The 18,694-nt window shown below is 72.7% G+C and carries 15 protein-coding genes; 5 read left to right on the plus strand and 10 right to left on the minus strand.

The annotated features are described in order from the left end of the window. Positions 1-63 precede the first annotated feature (63 nt). Together bla and ACFYUV_RS34755 are read right to left on the minus strand one after the other, a co-directional pair. The gene (gene bla, locus ACFYUV_RS34750; protein ID WP_387676206.1) at positions 64-1,035 is read right to left on the minus strand and encodes a class A beta-lactamase; all 972 of its coding nucleotides are present in this window, start codon (positions 1,033-1,035) and stop codon (positions 64-66) included. Between the two features lie 144 nt (positions 1,036-1,179). Further along, complete coding sequence (locus ACFYUV_RS34755; RefSeq protein ID WP_387676209.1) at positions 1,180-3,867, minus strand: ATP-binding protein; 2,688 nt, start codon at positions 3,865-3,867, stop codon at positions 1,180-1,182. Between the two features lie 168 nt (positions 3,868-4,035). On the opposite strand from ACFYUV_RS34755, the gene ACFYUV_RS34760 reads away from it, so the two are divergent. The 3 genes from ACFYUV_RS34760 (at position 4,036) to ACFYUV_RS34770 (ending at position 6,195) form a co-directional block, all read left to right on the plus strand. Then, the gene (locus ACFYUV_RS34760; RefSeq protein ID WP_387676212.1) at positions 4,036-4,455 is read left to right on the plus strand and encodes a hypothetical protein; all 420 of its coding nucleotides are present in this window, start codon (positions 4,036-4,038) and stop codon (positions 4,453-4,455) included. Between the two features lie 57 nt (positions 4,456-4,512). Further along, positions 4,513-5,556 carry a DUF5937 family protein gene (locus ACFYUV_RS34765; RefSeq protein ID WP_387676215.1) on the plus strand — a complete coding sequence of 348 codons (1,044 nt, stop codon included), beginning with the start codon at positions 4,513-4,515 and terminating at the stop codon, positions 5,554-5,556. Between the two features lie 90 nt (positions 5,557-5,646). After that, positions 5,647-6,195, plus strand: a complete 549-nt coding sequence (locus ACFYUV_RS34770; RefSeq protein WP_387676218.1) for a hypothetical protein — start codon at positions 5,647-5,649, stop codon at positions 6,193-6,195. Between the two features lie 17 nt (positions 6,196-6,212). Here ACFYUV_RS34770 and ACFYUV_RS34775 read toward each other — a convergent pair whose 3' ends face one another. The 4 genes from ACFYUV_RS34775 to ACFYUV_RS34790 form a co-directional block, all read right to left on the minus strand. Further along, entirely contained in the window at positions 6,213-6,830 is a 618-nt protein-coding gene (locus tag ACFYUV_RS34775; protein ID WP_387676221.1) for a hypothetical protein, read from the minus strand. Then, the gene (locus ACFYUV_RS34780) at positions 6,818-7,399 is read right to left on the minus strand and encodes an RNA polymerase sigma factor (protein WP_387676224.1); all 582 of its coding nucleotides are present in this window, start codon (positions 7,397-7,399) and stop codon (positions 6,818-6,820) included. Before ACFYUV_RS34780 ends, ACFYUV_RS34775 begins: the two co-directional genes overlap by 13 nt. A gap of 323 nt (positions 7,400-7,722) precedes the next feature. Next, positions 7,723-8,427 (minus strand): response regulator, encoded by a 705-nt coding sequence (locus ACFYUV_RS34785; RefSeq protein ID WP_387676227.1) that lies wholly within the window; start codon positions 8,425-8,427, stop codon positions 7,723-7,725. Continuing rightward, positions 8,424-9,668 (minus strand): sensor histidine kinase, encoded by a 1,245-nt coding sequence (locus ACFYUV_RS34790; RefSeq protein WP_387676230.1) that lies wholly within the window; start codon positions 9,666-9,668, stop codon positions 8,424-8,426. Before ACFYUV_RS34790 ends, ACFYUV_RS34785 begins: the two co-directional genes overlap by 4 nt. 167 nt (positions 9,669-9,835) lie before the next feature. On the opposite strand from ACFYUV_RS34790, the gene ACFYUV_RS34795 reads away from it, so the two are divergent. Continuing rightward, a complete protein-coding gene (locus ACFYUV_RS34795; RefSeq protein ID WP_387676234.1) occupies positions 9,836-11,311 on the plus strand; it encodes a S41 family peptidase in 1,476 nt (491 codons plus the stop codon). Positions 11,312-11,383: 72 nt separating this feature from the next. On the opposite strand, the gene ACFYUV_RS34800 is transcribed toward ACFYUV_RS34795, so the two are convergent. Continuing rightward, positions 11,384-12,067 (minus strand): DUF4386 domain-containing protein, encoded by a 684-nt coding sequence (locus tag ACFYUV_RS34800; RefSeq protein ID WP_387676237.1) that lies wholly within the window; start codon positions 12,065-12,067, stop codon positions 11,384-11,386. Between the two features lie 28 nt (positions 12,068-12,095). Then, positions 12,096-12,443: a nitroreductase family deazaflavin-dependent oxidoreductase gene (locus tag ACFYUV_RS34805; protein WP_387676240.1), complete on the minus strand. Its 348-nt coding sequence runs from the start codon at positions 12,441-12,443 to the stop codon at positions 12,096-12,098. Between the two features lie 140 nt (positions 12,444-12,583). On the opposite strand from ACFYUV_RS34805, the gene ACFYUV_RS34810 reads away from it, so the two are divergent. Beyond that, positions 12,584-13,234 (plus strand): TetR/AcrR family transcriptional regulator, encoded by a 651-nt coding sequence (locus tag ACFYUV_RS34810; protein ID WP_387676242.1) that lies wholly within the window; start codon positions 12,584-12,586, stop codon positions 13,232-13,234. Between the two features lie 276 nt (positions 13,235-13,510). Here ACFYUV_RS34810 and ACFYUV_RS34815 read toward each other — a convergent pair whose 3' ends face one another. Further along, a complete protein-coding gene (locus ACFYUV_RS34815) occupies positions 13,511-14,482 on the minus strand; it encodes a hypothetical protein (RefSeq protein ID WP_387676245.1) in 972 nt (323 codons plus the stop codon). Further along, complete coding sequence (locus tag ACFYUV_RS34820; protein ID WP_387676248.1) at positions 14,479-18,690, minus strand: NEW3 domain-containing protein; 4,212 nt, start codon at positions 18,688-18,690, stop codon at positions 14,479-14,481. The genes ACFYUV_RS34815 and ACFYUV_RS34820 overlap by 4 nt, the downstream gene beginning before the upstream one ends. Positions 18,691-18,694: the final 4 nt, after the last annotated feature.

Raw genomic sequence — 18,694 nt, forward strand, 5'->3', positions numbered from 1 at the left:
CGCGAGGCAATTACCCCAGGTCGTCACTACCGGGCCGGCCCGACCCGACCAGCCACATTCGCCCTACTTGGCGAGGCCGAGCCCGCGGACCAGCACGGTGGCCGTCTTGGCGATCACGCTGTTGTCCATGGTCGCGGCCGGGTCGGTGCGATTGGTGTAGATCGCGATGATCACCGGCGCGCCGGAGGGCGGCCAGGCGACGGCGATGTCGTTGCCCGGCGCGTACGCGCCGGTGCCGCCCCCGGTCTTGTCGCCGACGATCCAGTCCCGCGGCACCCCGGCCCGGATGCGCTCGGCGCCGGTGACGCCGGCCCGCAGCCAGTCGTTCAGTCGCTGCCGGTCCTCGGGGACGAGCGCGCCGCCCAGGCTGAGCTTCTGCAGGTCGCGGGCCATGAACGCGGGCTTGACGGTGTCGCGCTTCTCGCCCGGCTTCCAGTCGTTGAGCTCCGGCTCCCAGCGGTCGAGCCGCCCGACCGGGTCCCCGAGCGAGCGGTAGTAGCGGGTCAGCCCCGCGGGTCCGCCGATCTGCTTGAGCAGCACGTTCGCCGCGGTGTTGTCGCTGGCGGTGACGGCCGCGTGGCACAGCCGGTCCGCGGTCATGCCGTTCTTGACGTTCTCCGGCAGTCCGCTGATCGGCGAGTTCGCGACCACGTCCTTGGCCGTCCAGTGCAGCGTGCGGTCCAGCAGGCCGGGATCGGTCGTGCGGGCCTTGTTCAGGATGGCGCCGCACAGGATGGCCTTGAAGGTGGAGGCGGCGGCGAATCGTTCGCCGCCGCGGTAGGAGACGGTCTTCCCGGTGCCGGTGTCGATCGCGTAGGCCCCGATGCGTCCCTGGTAGGAGTCCTCCAGCGCGCGCAGTTGCTTCCTGACGCCGGCCGTGCCGCTCTCCGGCCGCGCGGCGGCGACGGCGGACGCCGAGCGCGTGTCGGCCCCCGCCGTCCCCGCCAGTCCGACGACGGCCGCCATCGCCGTGGAGGTCGCCAGCACGGAGGCGCCGAGCCTGGTGCGCAGCTCTCCGTAAGGAACGTCTCTCATCCCGACTCCCCGATCTCGATCCGGGTCTTCCTGAGCGCGACCAGGAGACCAGAGGCGGCAGCGGGACGTCCAATAGCGATATGAGACCCCGAACCATAAGGATCCGGATATCCGCCCAGGTAATCGCTTCGCGCACCTCGACGCTCAGGCGACGATCGCGGCCAGCTCCGCCCGCGACGAGATCCCGAGCTTGGGGAAGGCCTTGTAGAGGTGGTAGCCGACGGTGCGCGGGCTGAGGTACAGCTGGGCCGCGATGTCACGGTTGGACGCGCCGGTGGCGGCCAGCCGTACCACCTGTCTCTCCTGCGCCGTGAGGACGCTGAGCGGGTCGTCCGGCCGGCGTGGGGCCGCGGGCACGTCGCCGGTGGCGCGCAGCTCCGCGCGGGCCCGCTCGGCCCAGAGCGCCATGCCGAGCCGGTCGAAGGTCTCCAGCGCGGCGCGCAACTGGGCGCGGGCGGCGGCGCGCCTGCGCGCCCGCCGCAGCCACTCGCCGTAGAGCAGCCGCGTGCGGGCCTGCTCGTGCGGCTGCTCGCCCTGTTCGTGCGCCCGGACGGCCTGCTCGTACAGGTGCTCGTCGTCCTCGACGAGGGCGCGGCAGCGCAGCGCGATCGCATCGGCGGACGGCACGCCGACACCGGCCGCCCAGTCCAGGTAGTACGCCAGCGGCTCGCCCGCCAGCTCGGGCTCCTTGGCCCTGACCGCGGCCTCGATCCGGTCGGGGGCGGAGAAGACGGACACCGGCGCGTTGGCGGGCGAGATCCTCTCCAGCATCCTCAGCGACGCCTCCGGACGGCCCAGCGCCAGCTCCAGCCGCCCGAGCCCGGCCAGGGCCATCGCCTCGGCCGTACGGAGCCCGCGCGCTCTCGCCTGTTCCACCGCGGTCGTGGCCGTCGTCCGGCAACCGAGCTCGTCGCCCAGTTCGCCGCGCGTCACCGCGAGCAGCGCGGCGAGCACGACGGCTCCGTTCCACTGCCCCAGGTCGCTGACCACCGCGATGCTCTCCTCCAGCCGGGACGCCGCCTCGCGATACCTGCCGAGCAACATCTGCGCCTCCGTCCGGATCTCCACCGCGACGGTCAGCCAGCCGCCCATGTCGTGGGCCCTGCACTCGGCCTCGACGCGCGCCGCCATGGCCTCGGCCAGGCCGTAGCGCCCGATCGGCGCACACAGCTGGGCCACGAAGGTCAGCCCCGGCACCTGAAGCCCGGACAGATCGGGAGCGAGCACCAGCCCCCGCATGAGCGGGACGGCGTCCGACAGCTCGCCGTTGGCCAGCGCGGACAGCCCGAGCGCGCCGCTCACCAGCGGAGACCCCACCTCGGGCAGCGCCCTGAGCAGCTTCGCCGCCTGCGCCGCCAGGCCCGGGTCACCGGCGTACCACGCGCACCGCATCGCCTCCACGAGCAGGTAGGCCGCCCGTTCCGCGTCGAGCGGGGCGACCCGCTCCGCGCCGGCGATGATGAGGTCACCGGCCGTGGCGGGGCTGCCCTGCTCGAACTCCCGATGGGCGCGCACCTGGATCAGGTGGGCGAGGGCCAGCGGGTTCCTGATCTCCTCACTGGCCCGTCCGGCCAGTGCGCCCGCACGGGCCAGTTGTCCCGCGTCGCTGGCCGCCACGGCCGCGGCGGCCAGCCGTACCGACCGCCTGGCGGTGTCGGGGGTGAGCTCGGCGGCCCGTTCGTAGGCCGCGGCCATGGCCGCATAGCCCGAACGCGTGCGCGCCCGCTCCGCGGCCGACTCCAGCTCGCCCGCCACGTCCTCGTCGGGCGTGGTCGTCGCCGCGGCCAGATGCCAGGCCCGGCGGTCGGCGTGCTCGCCGCCGTCGAGCACCTCGGCGAGCGCGCGATGCACGGCCAGCCGGGACGTCAACGGCGCGTTCCGGTAGGCGGCGGCCCTGATGAGCGGGTGCCTGAAAGTCACCGTGGCGCCGTTCACCGCGATCAGCTTGGCCTGCTCCGCCGCCTCCAGATCCGCCAGCCGGGCGGAGAAGGACTCCGCGGCGCGCAGCACGATCCCGAGGTCGCCCGTGTCGTCGGCGGCGAGCACCGCGAGCAGCGTCTGCGCCGTGCCGGGCAGCGCCCTGATCTGCTGCCGGAACGCCTCCTGCACCCGTCCGGCGACGGGGATCGCGGTGAACGGGTTCGGCTGCCCGGCCTGCTGCTCCGCGGTGAACGCGGACGGCAGTTCGAGGAGCGCGAGCGGATTGCCGCCCGCCTCCGCCAGGACGCGGTCACGCACCTTCGGCGCCAGATCCCCGGCCGACTCGGTCAGCAGCGCGACGGCCGCCTCACGGTCCACGCCGTCCAGCCACAACTCGGGCAGCCCTTGCGGGTCGAACTCCTCCCGGCCCGCGAACACCAGCGCGACGCCCTCCGCGTCCAGCCGTCGCGCCACGAACATCAGGGCGTCGGCGGAAGCCCGGTCGAACCACTGCGCGTCGTCGACCAGGCAGAGCAGCGGCCCGTCGCCGGCGATCTCGGCCAGCAGGCTGAGCAGGGCGAGCCCGACGAGGAACCGGTTCACCGGAGCGGTCGCGCCCATCCCCAGCGCGCCCCGCAGCGCCGCCGCCTGCGGTTCGGGCAGCGCGTCGATCCGGTCGAGCTCGGAGCGCAGGAGCAGGTGCAGGGCGGCGTACGGCAGCTCCGCCTCCGACTCGATGCCGACCCCGTGCAGCACCCGGACCCCCGCGGCGCGCTCGGTCAGGTGGCTGAGCAAGGCGGACTTCCCGATGCCCGGTTGCCCGCGCACCACCAGCACGCCACTGCGTCCGGACCGGGCGTCCGTCAGCAGCCGGTCCACCTGCGCCTGCTCCGCAGCCCGCCCATACAACATGGCCGAAAATCTAGCGGTACGGACATGTGCCTCTTCCGGGTGGGAGCGGTGAGCAATGACCGTGACCTGGCACTACCGTCACGATGACAGATTCGGCGCGCCACCGGCCTGCGTAGTTTCGACGGCAGCAGGGATGACGGCATCCCGCACCGACGAAAGGATCTGATCATGGCTGCCCTTGCCGCCGCGCCCACCACCGCCGCCGGGTCCAAGGCCGAGGCCACGTTGCTGCGTTTCGCGCTCAAGCAGGACGCCGTCGGGTCGGGCGCCAACGGGCTCGTCTTCCTGGCCGTCGCCGCGATCTTCGGCTCGATGTTCGGCCTGCCCGCCGCCCTCCTCGTGCCGGCCGGCGTGTTCCTGGTGGCCTTCGCCGCCTCCCTGCTCCGCCTTGCCGCCCGTCCGGTGGTGAACAGGGCGGCGGTGGTCGCGGTGATGGTGGTCAACGTGGCATGGGTGATCGCCAGTGTGGAGACGCTGATCGCCGGGTGGTTCCCGCTGACCGGTCTGGGCACCGCCTACGTGATCGTCCAGGCGGTGGTGGTGGCGGGCTTCACCGGCCTGCAGTTCGCCGGCCTGCGCAGGGCCTGAGCCGCGCCTCTGTCCCGGCGTACCGGCTTCGGCCGCGGGGATGATGGGATCGGTTCCATGCCCACAGTGATCACTGGCCTCGACCGGTGCATGCAGGCGGGGTCCCTGCTGCCGGCGGTATCGGCGATGACCGAGTTCGGCTCGGCGCTGCACGTCCTGCGCGACCCCGGTCACCACGGCCTGGAGGACTGGGCGGCGAAGATCCTCACGGCGATGAGCCCTGACCTGGCGGCCTGGACCCGATCGTGGTGGTGGACGGCGCAGGCCATCAGAGCGACGCCGTTCGTCACCCCCGAGCCCCCGGCGGAGAGCTTCGACGACCGGCTCGAACACCTGCGTGCCATGCCCGTCCAGGAGCTGGCAGGTCAGTTGCTGCGGCCGATCGCTCCCTCGGGCGACCGGCAGGTCGCGCTCCAGTGGTCGCGCGCGCGAGATCCGGCGGTGGCGGCCCGCGTCGAAGCGCTCGTCAGGCGTCCGCAGGACGCGGTCGCGGATTTCCTGTCGTTCCTGCGTCGCAGCCGGCAGGAGTGGTTCGAGGCCGAGTGGACCCGGATCCGGCCGGTGCTGGCCGGGCGGGCACGACGCTTCGCCGACCTGGCCTCCCGGCACGGGCCCGGGCCCGCGCTCGCCGCTCTCGATCCCGCGATGGAGCTCGCCCCGGCCGGGGTGGCCGTCCGCATCGCCAAGATCCAGGCCGCCCGTCATGACGTGTCCCGGCGCGGGCTGGTCGTCGCGCCCAGCACCTTCATCCGTCCCCACCTGTACGTGGCCGACGTTCCCGGCCGGCCGCTCCTTCTCCTCCATCCCGTCGACGCCGGCCTCCCCGTGCCCTCCGCCGCCGTGGTGCGGCGACGGCTGGAGGCCCTCGCCCACCAGGGCCGCCTGGAGGTCGCTCGGGCGATCGCCACCGAACCGCGGACGGCCGGCGAGATCGCGATGTTGTGGAACGTCGACCCGACCCAGGTGAACCGGCACCTGCGCGCCCTGGCCGCGGCGGGACTGGCCACCACGGCCCGTCAGGGACGGTTCGTGCGGTACCGGCTCGCCGCCGACGTCATGGAGGAGCTGGGCAAGGACGTGCTGTCGCTGCTGCTGCGCTGAGCACGATTGATCGCATTCGTCAGTCCGCTGGCCGGACGGCCGCGGTGGTGCTGAAGTCCCTCCCAACCACTTCATCGAGGGAGCACCACCATGACGATCCTGTCTCCGGAAGAGGCGATCGGCCGCCTGCGCGCCGATCGGGACATCCTCCTCGCTCGCGTCACCGGCCTCACCGAGCAGCAGCTCGACGCCGACCATCTGGTGGATTCCGGCCCGCTCGGCGACTTCTGCCGTTCCTTGCACGACCTCATCGCGCACGTCCTGATGTGGGACGAGATCAACCTGGCGGTGCTGACAGAGGCCGCCGCCGGCCGGTCGCACTGGAGCCTCGACCCACGCTGGGAGGACCCCGCCGTCGGGCAGGCGCTGAACATCGGCGGCGTGGAGGCGGGCCGGCACCTCCCGGCCTCGCTGCTCCTGCACCGGTTCGGGGCGGTGCATGACGCGATCCTGACGGACCTGAGCCGGTACGGCGCGGAGTCCTGGGACGCGCCCGGGCTCGGTGCGGTGGTGCAGAGGGCGTGGACCGTGCCCGGGAACCCGGCGTACTGGCACGCCGCCATCCACCTCGGCCGGCTGCCGTCCACCCCGCCTGCCGCTTCCCACAGGTCAGAGCATGCGGGGGTGGAGCGGTGGTGAGCTGGCCGCGGCGGCCTTCACTGGGCGCCCGCGACGGGCGTGCACGGCTTCACGGGGGTGCCCGCCTCGGCCAGCCAGGCGCCGAGCTGCCAGGGCACTTCCGGGTTCCCGTTGTCGCGGAACTCCACCACGAGCGTCTCGTCCGGTTTGATGTACTGCGGGAAGATCTGGATCGTCCGGACGGACTTCACCCGGGTCGCCTTGTACGATCGCGACTCTTCCACCAGTGAACGCAGCTCGCCCGCGTCGGAGGCGGGTTCCCCGCCGTAGGCGCGGTCCACGCCGGTGAATCGCGGGCCCGCGCACCGCGTGGCCGGGGCCAGGAAGGTCACGTCGGCCTTGATGCCCACCGCGTCGAGCTTGGCCTCCAGGCCCGCGGGATCACGCAGCTCGTTGACGGTGACCTCGACCGTGCCGTCCGGGCCCCTGGTCACCGCATGGGCGGCGGGCCCGGTCCCGGCGACCAACGGTGTGATGGTGATCGCCGCCGCGACTCCGGCCGCGACCAGCAGCCGAGGGCCGGTGACGACGCGTCGCCGGGGGTGCATCCCGCGGAGCAGTCGCTGCCGTGCGCCGGCGAGTTCGTCCGGGGTGGCGGGGGGAACGGTCTGCCACATGGCTTTCAGGGCGTCCATCGGCGTTCTCCTTCTTTGCTCAGGGCTTGCCGGATCTGAAGACGGGCCCGGTTGAGTCGCGAGGCGACGGTTCCCGGCGGGATGGCCAGCGCGTCGGCCACCTCCTGGTAGCTCAGTTCGGCCCAGGCGACGAGCAGCAGCACGTCGCGATCGGCCGGCGCGAGCTCCATCAGGGCCAGCGCCAGCGGGCGGTTGACGGCCAGGGTGTTGACCTCGTCCTCGACCCGGGAGCCGGACAGCTCCGCCGGATGCACGCCGCTGCGCACGTACGCGCGGTAGAGGCTCATCTCGGTACGCCGCCGTCGGCCGATCAGGTTGGAGGCGATGCCGTACAGCCACGGTCGGGCATCGGCACGATTCCTGTCGTAGCCGCCGCGGTGCTGGAAGGCGGCCAGAAAGGTGTCGGCGACGACGTCCTCCGCCTCGCTGGGGCCCAATCGTCTGGCGACGTAACGGTGCAGGAGCGGCGCGTGCCGGTCGAACAACGTGGCGAAGATCTCGGGTTCGTTCAGCGATCTCTCGATGAGGAGCGCGTCGTCGACCTCGACTGCTTCGCGAGGGATTGTCATGCATACCGACCTTTCCTGGCGTATGCGGTCACCTGTACTTACCGCGCCGGCCCGAAATCCTTCACGGGGGAACGCGGGCGGCACAGGTGCAAAGTGGTCCGGCGAAAAGTCCGGGGGCCAGTCACTTCCGGAGCATGTGCCGAACGTCCGACGCATACCCGACGACCAGCGAAAACGCCGATAAAGGCCGTGGCCGCGGCGGATGGGCAGGTACGACTGCTCCCGATCTCGGGCAGCCGCCGGCGGACGCCTGCGCCAGACGGGGCTCGGTCTGGACGTTCAAAATGGGGCAGGCGCGCGTGTGCCGACTTCTCACCGCCCTCTCAAGTCGGCGTTCTCCAGTTCCCGTGCGCCGGGAGGTCGGAGCGGGGTACGACGAGGCCGCTCTCGTAGGCGAAGACGATCGCCTGGGCGCGGTCGCGGAGATCGAGCTTGGCCAGGATGCGGCCGATGTGCGTCTTGACCGTCTGCTCGGCGACGATCAGGGCCGCGGCGATCTCGGCGTTGGACAGGCCGCGGGCCACGTGCACAAGCACCTCGGACTCCCGCTCGGTCAGCGACTGCACCAGGGGGGCGGCGCCAGGCAACGCGGGCCGGCACCGGGCGATCTCCTCGATGAGACGCCGGGTCACCGAGGGGGCGAGCAGGGCGTCGCCGGCCGCCACCACCCGTACGGCCGAGACCAGGTCCGCGGGCGGCGCCTCCTTCAGCAGGAACCCGCTGGCGCCTGCGCGCAGCGCCTCGTAGACGTAGTCGTCCAGGTCGAAGGTGGTCAGCATCACCACACGCGGCCTGTACTGGCCGCCGGGCGGCGCCAGGAGCAGCCGGGCCGCCCGCAGGCCGTCCATGCCGGGCATGCGGACGTCCATGAGGACGACGTCGGGCCGCAGCCGCCTTGACCGGTTCACCGCCTGCTCACCGTCGGCCGCGTCGCCGACGACCTCGATGTCCGGTTCGGCGGCCAGCAGGGCGCCGAAGCCCGCCCGGACCATCGCGTGGTCGTCGGCGACGAGCACCCGGATCGTCATGGGTGCTCCTTCTCGTGTCCGGCCTGCACCAGGGGTAACGTCAGCTCGACCCGGAACCCGCCCCGCGGCGTCGGCCCGGTCAGCAGGACACCGCCCACCATGGCGGCCCGTTCTCGCATCCCGGCCAGCCCGTGACCGGTGCCCGCGGGCTCGGCGAGCGCGAGCCCCGCGCCCGCGGGCGGCGCGTTCTCGACCACGACCCGCAGTCCGGACCCGTTCCCGGTGACCGCCACGGCCGTGGCGGCGCCCGGCGCGTGCCGGATCACGTTGCTGAGCGCCTCCTGCACGATCCGGTAGACCGGCAGCTCCATGCCGGGGGGTATGTGCGCGGGCAGGCCACTCACCGTCAGCTCGACGGGTGCGCCGGCCCGCCTGGCACTCTCCACCAGCACGCCCAACTGGTCGAGACCCGGCAGCGGCTCGCGCGGCGGCAGCGCGTCGTCGCTGCGCAGCACGCCCAGCAGGCGCCGCATCTCGGCCAGTGACTGCCGGGCCGCCGCCCCGATGGAGTCGAACTCCCGCTCGGCGCCGGCGGGCACCCCGCCGAGCCTGCGCGCCGCGCTGGCGGCCTGTACGGCGATCACCGACATGTGGTGCGCCACCACGTCGTGCATCTCCCTGGCGATCCTGGTCCGTTCCTCCAGCAGCTCGCGCCGGGCCCGTTCGGCCGCGCTGACCTGTTCCTGCTCGGCGACCCGCGCCCGGGCCCGGCGGCGCCAGCGCACGTTGTCGCCGACGATCAACGGCACCGGCACGACGGCCGCCACGAGCTGCAGCGCCACGGCCCGGTCCGTGGACGACATGGGCACCAGTGACACGTCCGCCAGCGCGCCGAGGATGGACAGCGCCCACACGGCCGCCAGCATCCATCGCGGCCGGTGCTGCGCCAGCACGAACAGCACGATCAGATAGGCGACCACGGGCATCGGCAGCCACGGCCATGGATTGTTCGCCGGCGGCGGCGCGACCAGCAGCGGCGTGACCAGCATCCCGGTGTAGAGCAGCAGCCAGGCGGTCACCGGCCGGCGCCCGCAGATCGTCACCGGAGCCGCGCAGGCCGCCGCGAGCGCCACCGTCAGCTCGACCGGAGCGTCGTAGACGGTGGCGAGCATCCCCGCGTTCATGGCGAACATGAAGCAGGCGACCACCCAGGGCGCTCCGGCCCGCACCCTCGCGAACCGGAGCGCGGACAGGACCGCCGGTCCGGCCGGGGCCGGGGCCGTGGTGAAGGCGCGCGACATGCCATCACCGTAGCCGCCGGCCTTCGCGGACGGATCAGCCCCAGAGCCGACTTCGGGCCTCCCACCTGGGTATGACGCGCCGGCCGGATGGCCAGAAGGTATGACCGGTATGGACGGCTCCGTGGTGTGACGTGCCCGGCCGGGCACGCTGCCTAGCGTCGGACCCCATGAACGACAACAACGATCTCGGCACCGACAGCGGAAAGAGGGGGCGCGGACGGACGCTCCGGCGACTGGCCGCCGTACTGGCCGCGCTGGGCGTCGCCGTGGCGGGACAGGTCGCCACACCGCCCGCGGACGCCGCCGCCGGACGGCAGCCGCTGGACGGCCTCTGGCGGGCCGACGGGTACGGCACCGTCTTCGGCATCGGCCAGGGGCGGCTCATCACCTACGACACGACGGCGATCAGCTGCCTGCGTGGGGTGCTCTCGGCGGAACAGACGGCGCGCACGCGCGACTCGGCGTCCTTCACGGCCCAGGAGGGCGGCCGGCGGATCGTCGTCCAGACGCGGGGGCCAGGCCGGGCGCGGCTACGGTATGCGGGCAGCGTCGGCGCCATCGGCCTGCGGAGGCTGCCCCGCCTGCCCGGGGCCTGTGCCACCCCGACGCCCGCTGATCCGGTGAAGGTGTTCGACGTCTTCTGGACGACCTTCGCCGAGAACTACCCGTTCTTCGCCACCAAGGGCGTCGACTGGCGAGCCGTACGGGACCGGTACCGGTCCAGGATCGGTCCGGACAGCGGGGACGAGGAGCTGTTCGCCGTCCTGCGCGACATCCTCAAGGAGCTCGGCGACGCGCACACCGCGCTCATCGCGGGCGGCAGGCAGTTCGCCAGACCGTTGCGTCCGGGCACCAGGCAATTGGACGGGGTGCCGGCCTTCATCGCCTTCAACGAACGCGTCCGGGAGTTCGTCGAGAAGAACGACACCCGCAAGCCCCTGCAACAGTGGGGACGAGGCGTGATCGGGTACGCCGACCTCCCGGACGGCCTGGGCTACCTGCGGCTGGGCGCGTTCGACGGCTACGCCGACGGCGGCTACGAGCCCAACGCGGCCGAGCTGGACCGGGCGCTCGACGAGATCTTCACCGTGTCCCGCACCTCGGGGCCCGGCCGGCTGCGCGGTCTCATCATCGACGTCCGCGTCAATCTGGGCGGCTACGACGCACTCGGCCTGCGGCTCGCCTCCAGGCTCACCGGCAGGCCGTACCAGGCGTACGCCAAGCAGGCCCGCAACACCCCCGGCGATCCGCCCGGGTTCACCCGCCCCCAGCCGGTACCCGTACGGCCGGCGACCGGCCCGGTGTACACGGGCCCCATCGCCATGCTCACCAGCAGCCTGACCATCAGCGCGGGCGAGACCTTCACCCAGGCCATGATGGGACGGACGCCCCGGCCCGAGCGCATCGGGGAGAACACGCAGGGAGCCTTCTCCGACTTCCTGTGGCGGAGGCTGCCCAACGGGTGGAGCTTCGCTCTGCCCAACGAACGTTTCCTGACCCGCGACGGGACCACCTTCGACGTCACGGGCATCCCGCCCCACCTGTCCGTTCCCGGCGTCCTCAGCGACGAGGAACTGAACGGGGGCCACGACGCCGCCTTCGCCAAGGCCCTCTCCTACCTGACGAGCCGGCGGCGACGGTAGCGCCTCCGCCCCAGGAACAGGCCGGCCGCGGGCGGCGGCCGGCCATGGGAATCGGGGTGAACGGCCCCGCTGCTAGTGCCTCAAAGATGCCTTCTGCGTGACGAAACCTCTTGTCATCAACCACACGGCGAAGACGAAGCCCTGCAGGGCCAGTGGCGCATTCATGGCCAGGTAGAGCGGCGTTACGACGTCAGTCACACCGAGCAGCACCAGGAAACTCGCCGACACGGCTGCCGCTATTGCCAGGAATCCCCACCCGGACAACCATCGAGGGACAGATCTCGACCGCCACAGAATGCGGAACAACAGGAGATCTCCAAGACTGAGCGAGATGATCAATGCGACATGATTGACCAAGTCGCGCGCCGTCCGCAGTACTTCTCCAAAGACCTCGATGCTGGATGCGGCCACGGCGTCGGCCTGGGCGAGTTCCCGGCCCAGCACGAGAAACAAGGGCAGCATGATGACGCCGATGAAGTGGAACGTCGCCGCGATCAGCCTGAACCCGAGGAAACCCGCGCTGAGTCTGTCGTTCTCCGCCCGCACCATCGGATACAGGCACAGCGCGAACCCGACATACGCGGGGATCATGATGGACTGAGCGACCGCGCCGAGGATGACCTGGCCCTCGTGTGCGGAAACGAGAGCGAGACGGCGTGGTTCGTCGACGGCGGGAACGACGCTCAGTGCGCCGGCGATCATACCCAGGATGACCAGGGCACCGGCAATCGCGGTCGCCCGCCTGTTCGTGTGCACGATTCTTGTCCCGAGATCGTCGTGGTGGTCAGCCTGTGAGCAGGTCCATGCGCAGGAACTCGGTGATGCGGAGCAGTTTCGGCGGGCGTGCCACTTTCTCGGGAAGGGCCTGGAAGGCCTCGTCCTCACCGACGAGGCGCGGGGCGGTGAGTTCCACGTCCCTCCCGTCGACCCGGAGCCGCGCATTTCTGGCCGCCAGGACGTTCTGCACCCAGTCCGAACGCGACCCATACACCAGAACGAAAAGGTAACCGCCGTCGACGGGATGCGCGTCGAGCGGCGTGCGGTACGTGGCGCCGGAAATGCGGCCGACGTGAATCAGCACCGGCCATCTTCCGCCGGTCATCGCGCGGGGATTGAACACCTTCTTGTTCACGTGCCCCCACCACCTCGGCATCGGCATGGAAATCTCCTTCTCTGCACCCCAGACGGCCTTACGACCGTAAGGCTGCTTACGTCTGTAAGGTTGGCTTACGCTCGTAAGGCTGTCAACCCGCACACGTCCCCGGAGCCGTCATGCCGCCGCAACCGCTCAGCAGAGTCCTCGTCCTGGAAGCCGCGATCCGGGTCGCGGACCGCGGCGGCGCGGAGGCGATCACGATGCGCCGGGTGGCGCAGGAACTGGGCGTGGAGGCGATGTCGCTCTACCACCACGTGCCCAACAAGGACGCGATCCTCGACGGCGTGGTCGACATGGTGTTCGCGGCGATCAAGTTGCCGGGTGCCGAATGCGACGACTGGCGCGACGCGATCCGTACGCGAGCCGTCTCCGCCCGCGCGGTCCTGTCGCAGCACAGCTGGGCCCTCGGCCTCATGGACTCCCGCCGCGATCCGGGACCGGCGACGCTGCGCCACCACGACGCCGTCCTGGGGGTCCTGCGGGAGGCGGGGTTCACGCTGCCGATGGCCGCGCACGCCGTGTCGCTGATCGACAGCTACGTCTCCGGGTTCGTCCTGCAGGAGGCGAACCTGCCGATGGCGACGCCGGACGACGTCGAGAACGTGGCCGGCGACATCCTCCGGCAACTGCCGGAGAAGGAGTTGCCGTACCTCGCCGAGATGATCCGCGACCACGCCCTGCGACCGGGCTACGACTACACCAGCGAATTCGGCTACGGCCTCGACCTGATCCTGGACGCCCTCGAAGCGCGCCGAAGCGTCCAGTGATCGGGCGAACCCCGGGTGAACTTCTCGATACGGGTGGCGAACAGGAGCGAGAGCACCAACGTGAGTGGCCGACCGGCCGGCCGTGTCGGACAGTGCCGCCGTCTGGTGGAGGGCGAGGGGCTTGGACGGGCCGCTCCACGTCGTCGGCGCTCGGCTACCGCCGCCCGCCTGGGAGCACGTCAGGGGCCGGCACATGCCACATGCCCGTTGACGGAGCTAGTACGTCGGCGGGGTCGGGGCTGAGACCGGACCGGTCCGGCCGGGTGGATGGTGACGTCAGTGGCGGTGGTGGTTGTCGGGTTGGGCGGGGTCGCCGGGGTGTTCGAGGCCCGGCACCAGGCGTAGCCGGTGGGCGCGGGCGTGGTCGAGCCAGCGTACGAACGCCACCCTGCGCGCGGAGTCGAGGAGGCCGTCGGCGGGTGCATCTCGGTCCGGGACGGGGTCGTGGCGGGTGACGAGGGTGGCGGTCCAAGGGCCGGCGGTCACCGTCTGGCCCGGTACGGTGGCGGCCAGGGCTTCGGCCAGGGCGACGGGCAGCGAACCGGGGTCTGCGTCGAACTCGCCGTCCGGAGTGCGTAGCCGCCATGTCGGTCCGGTGGGCGGGCGCGTGGTGGCCTCCCGATACGCGGCCGCCTCCGACGCGGAGACCGTGACGTCGGCGGTGACGGCCTCGTAGACGGCCCGGACGGCGGCGCTGCCCTCGTAGGCCGCCGCAGCGATCGAACCCAGCTCAACCGCCGCCCGCTGGCCGAGCCGTACCGCGATGGCGTCGGTGGCTCGCCGGCCCGGCCGTACTGCAGGGGCGTCGGCGGGGGGCTGGTCCCGCCGTACCGCAGGGGCGTCGGTGGGGGGCTGGTTGGGGCGGGGTGGTGGGGGCTTCTCCAGGGGGAGTCCGCGGGCTGTGGCCTCGGCGGCGCACAGTTGCTCGGTCAGCACCACCTGGGCCACCCAGCGCGTGAGTTGCCGGTCCTCGGCCGTGCCCGGTGCCGGGAGCGCCGAGGACCTCGGGCCGCTCCGCAGGGCTGCGAGCCGTCGGTCCAGCTCAGAGCGGGGGAGCGGGCAGCCGTCGAGCCAGCCGAGCACCGGCCCCACACCGGGCGCGACCGGCTCGCCGGTGACGGGCGCGTGGGCGGAGTCCGGATGACTGACCTGAGGTGTTGGGACGGAGGTGGGACGGTTCGCCTGGGGCGTCGGGGCGGAGGTCTCAGCGCGGGGCCGGGGATGGGCGGGGTGGGAACGGTGGGTCATGGGGTCACCACCAGTTCGACGGTCGGGGCGTACTGGCAGCGGCCGAACCACATGACCTTGCCCAGGGCCCAGGCGGAGCCGGGGACGGCGTCGCGGGGTGCGGACACCTCGAACTCGGCGACCGTGCTCTCGCCGGCCGCCAGGACGAACCCGCGGACCGGGGCGGCGATCAGGTCCCACGTGCCCCAGGGCGAGACGACCTGCAGCTCGCCCCGGATCTCACCGTTCGTGCGGTTGTGCAGCGCCAGCCCCAGCACGGCACGCCCGCCGGGAGCGACGCGCACCGACGGCGTCGTCACCTCCACCGACAGGCCGGTGTCGCGGCCGGGACGGTCCTTGCTGCCCTGCGCGGCCACCCACTCCTCGGGGACGTCACCGGGCACGGGCAGCACGCCGGGCAGGTCGCCGACGGCGACGGTGACCACGTCCTCGACGGTCTGGCCGTCATGCTGGATCCGGGCGGTGACGAAGTACAGGCCGGGCTCGACGCCCCGGGGCGGGGTCACCGTCACCGGGAACCGTACGTGCCCGCCCGCCGCCAGCCGGTACGGGCGCCGCGTCAGACCGGCCGTCCAGCCCTCGGGGACGAGGATCTCCACGGCTCCTTCCACGTCGGCGTCGAGCAGGTGCGAGGAGAGCACCACCGACAGTCCGGCGGGCTCGCCCTCGGTCCGCACCAGGCCCGGCGACGCCGTGACGCTCACCGGCAGGTAGCCCATCGGCGCCGGCCCCCGGTTGTGCAGCCAGTACCGCGCGTGCACCGGCTGCGCCACCTCGGCAGCCGGCCCCAGCACCGCGCCGCCGCGGGCCGACCCACCCAACGGCAGGCCGGGGACGGCGATCACGGTGGCGACCTCGGCGCCGGTCAGCGTGACGGCCCCCTGGACGGGTTCGCGCCGCCGTTCGAGCAGGTCGGCGCGGTGCGGCTCGGTGAGGGCGAGCGCACCGGAAAGGACGGCGTCGCGGCCGAGTCCGGTGGACTCCATCAGGCGCACGGTCACCCCGGAAGCCGGGTCCGCCGCGGCGGCCGACCCGTGCGCGGTCGGGTTGCCGGCCGGCTTGACGGTGCCGACCAGCACCTCCCGGGCCGGCTCGACCTTCAGGTACGACCGGGTCGGCGGCAACGGGCCCCCGTGCGGCTCGGCGAGCACGGCGTACAGCGGATGGTTGAACTCCTGCCCCCGGGCGGGCAGCGTCAGCGTGCGCCAGTCGCCCTCGCCGGAGACCAGCGCGTAACGGAACTCGTGGGTCCAGTGCATGAGCTGGAAGCCCGCTCCGTCGGGCAGCGTGCGGCGGGGCGGGTCGATCCACACCCCGGACGGCCACCCGGTGCACGAGCGCATCAGCGACAGGTGCAACGTGCCGGCCGGATCGACGGCGAAGCCCGGCAGGCCGTAGGTGAGCAGCGCGACGGTGTGGCCGGTGAGCAGCTCGGACTCCGGGACCTCGCCGGGGCAGGCGGAGCTCACGCGGGCGTCGGCGAGGTCGGCGGTCAGCGCGGCGGGATCGGTGGTGACCAGGGCCGGCAGCGCCCGCAGGTCACGCAGGTCGGCGTTGGGCCGCCAGACCTCGCGCAGCGGCCGGGCGGCGGGTACCCAGACGCGCCCGTCCCGCTCCAGGACCTCGGCATAGGCCGGGCCCGCGCGGTCCAGCAGCTCGCGCACCGCGTCGTTCTCCCGCGGCCCGCCGATCATGATGCGGAAGTCGGGGAGGTTGGAGTCGACGTCGAGCCAGCCGTACCTGGACCAGTCCGCACCGGCCGTGGTCGCGGTGACCCCGGCCCTGACCAGCGCGATCAGCAGGTCGCGCACGCCGGCGGCGTCGTCCGGGCCGGGCACGACCACCTCCGCCACGCCGAGCGCCCGCTCACCCAGCGGCCGGCCGCCGGGGCCGGTGAGCGCGACGCGGGCGGTGGAGCCCAGGCCGAACCAGGTGTTGGCGGGGTTGTCGAGGGTCCACGGCGCTTCGGCGGCGTCCACGTCGGGCAGGGCGAACCCGCGCCCGACCACGGCCCCGGCCACCTCGCTCACCGGCAGCGCGCCGGGCAGGTCGGCGGGGAAGCTCAGCCGCAGCAGCCGGTCGGCCCCGCGGTAGTCCAGGACGCGGGTGGTCAGGTCCACGTGGTCCACGCCGTGCCAGAGCGTGACGGTCTGCTCGTAGCCGATGCCGTCCACCGTCCCGGTGATCACCAGGCGCTCGCCGAGCGGGCAGGTCTCGCGCCGCACCTGGGCCGCGCCCTCCGCCGCGCCGACGACCGGGCCCTTGGGCACCAGGTGCCAGGGGCCCTCGCCGAAGTCGGGGTGGGCGGGGTACTCCTCGTAGACGCGCAGCTCGTTGCCGACGCAGCCGGGCCGTAGCAGCTCGCGTCCCGCCTTCTTGTCCAGGACGGAGGACAGGCAGCCGCCGCGGCCGGGGTCGGCGATGACGCGGTAGCCGGCGTTCTCGACGGTGACGCCGGGCGCGGACGTCCACGCGGCCGCACCGGGCCGGGACGATCCCGGCAGGAACCGCCAGGTGCGCCAGCCGGTGGCGGGCACGTCCTCGGCCAGGAACCGCAGGGTCCCCCGGTCCACGACGCACGGCACCTCCGCGCCGGCGTCGTCGAGCACCCGTCCGCCGTCGAGCCCGGCGGGCAGCCGTACGGCCACCGGCGCCGACCGGTCGAACGACAACGTGTTCGCGACGACCACCGCGACGCCTTCGCCGCCGGTGTCCACGCGGGCGACCAGCGAGGCGAGCGAGACGTCGCGCACCGCGCCCGCCAGGTCGTACGCCTCGCGCCAGCCGGACAGCAGGTCCAGGTAGACCTGGTCGGACTCGCTGCCGGTGATCGCGTCGTGGTGTGCCCCGTAGGCGAGCTGCCGCCACACCTTGTCCAGCGCGGCCTCGGGGTAGCTCCCGAGCCCTTCGAGCGCAGCGAGGGTGGCCAGCTTCTCCGCGTCCACGGCGGCCACCTCGCCCGCCCGCTGCGCCTGCTTGGTGTCGATGTAGGAGACGTCCTTGCCGGTGTAGACCGGGTTCATGTCGCGGGTCTGCGGGCTCGGGCGGCGTCCGGTGGCCGCCAGCTCGGCCCGGACCGCGTCGAGGAAGTCGCGCGGGGTGGCGCAGACGAAGCGCGGCCAGACGTAGCGGGCGTTCCAGGAGCGGTGGATCTCGGTGACCCACTTGTTGGGCGGGGTGTAGTCGGTGCCCACGGGCAGCAGCAGGTTCCGCGTCGCCCCGACCGGCTTGAGCTTGCGGTACAGCTCGTAGACGGCGTGCTCGGCGCCCGCCAGGTCGGCGGCGGAGTCCATCCACCAGCCGGCCGAGTAGTGGTGGGGCATGAAGTGCGTCAGCACGCCGAGCCCCGAGGGGGCGATCCACTCGAACTCGCTCGGGAACTGCATCACCCGGGCGTCGTCCTTGGCCTCGCGGAAGTTCTTCTGGATCGGCCCCCACTGGTGGAACGGCCCGCGCGCCCACGCGCTGCCGGTCAGCCCCGCCGCGGCGAGGTAGCCGGGGAACTGCGGGTCGTGTCCGAACGCGTCGAGCTGCCACGCCGTCGCCGGATCCCCGCCGAGGATGTCGCGCTGGTAGCCGATGCCGTACACGATGTTCCTGATCGTGACCTCGGCGCCGGTGAGGTTGGTGTTGGGCTCGTTGTACGTCCCCCCGACCAGCTCCACCTGCCCGCGCTCCATCAGCAGCCGCAGGTCGGCCCGGCGCTCGGGATGGACGTCGAAGTACGGCTTGAGATAGTCGATCTCGGCCAGCACGAACTTGTAGACCGGGTCGCGCAGCGCCAGGTCCAGGTGCGCCTCCACCAGCGCGAAGCCGTTGCGCTCCCACAGCGGGCGGGTGGTGGCGTCCCCGGACAGCAGCTCCCACGGCGAGGTGTAGGCCGCCTGCGTGTTCCACCACACCGGGTCGTAGTGGAAGTGGGAGACCAGGAACATCGTCCAGCCGGGCTCGGCCACGACCACCACGGCCTCGGCCCGCGCGCCGCCCGCCGTCACCACGACCGGCAGCTCGGCCCCCGGGACCGGGCCGGCGATCTCCAGCGGGACCTCGACCACGCCCGCGCCCTCCGCTTCTCCGGACACGCCCGGGCCGGTGACGACGACCCGGGCGGGCGGGCCGTCGAGCGTCACGCGCAGCACCTGGCGCGGGGCGTCCTCGGTGCCCGTGAACAGGTCCGTGGACTCCACGGAGACGATGGCGACTGACACGGTC

It is taken from the genome of Nonomuraea sp. NPDC003560 (genome assembly GCF_042878785.1).
Lineage (GTDB): Bacteria > Actinomycetota > Actinomycetes > Streptosporangiales > Streptosporangiaceae > Nonomuraea.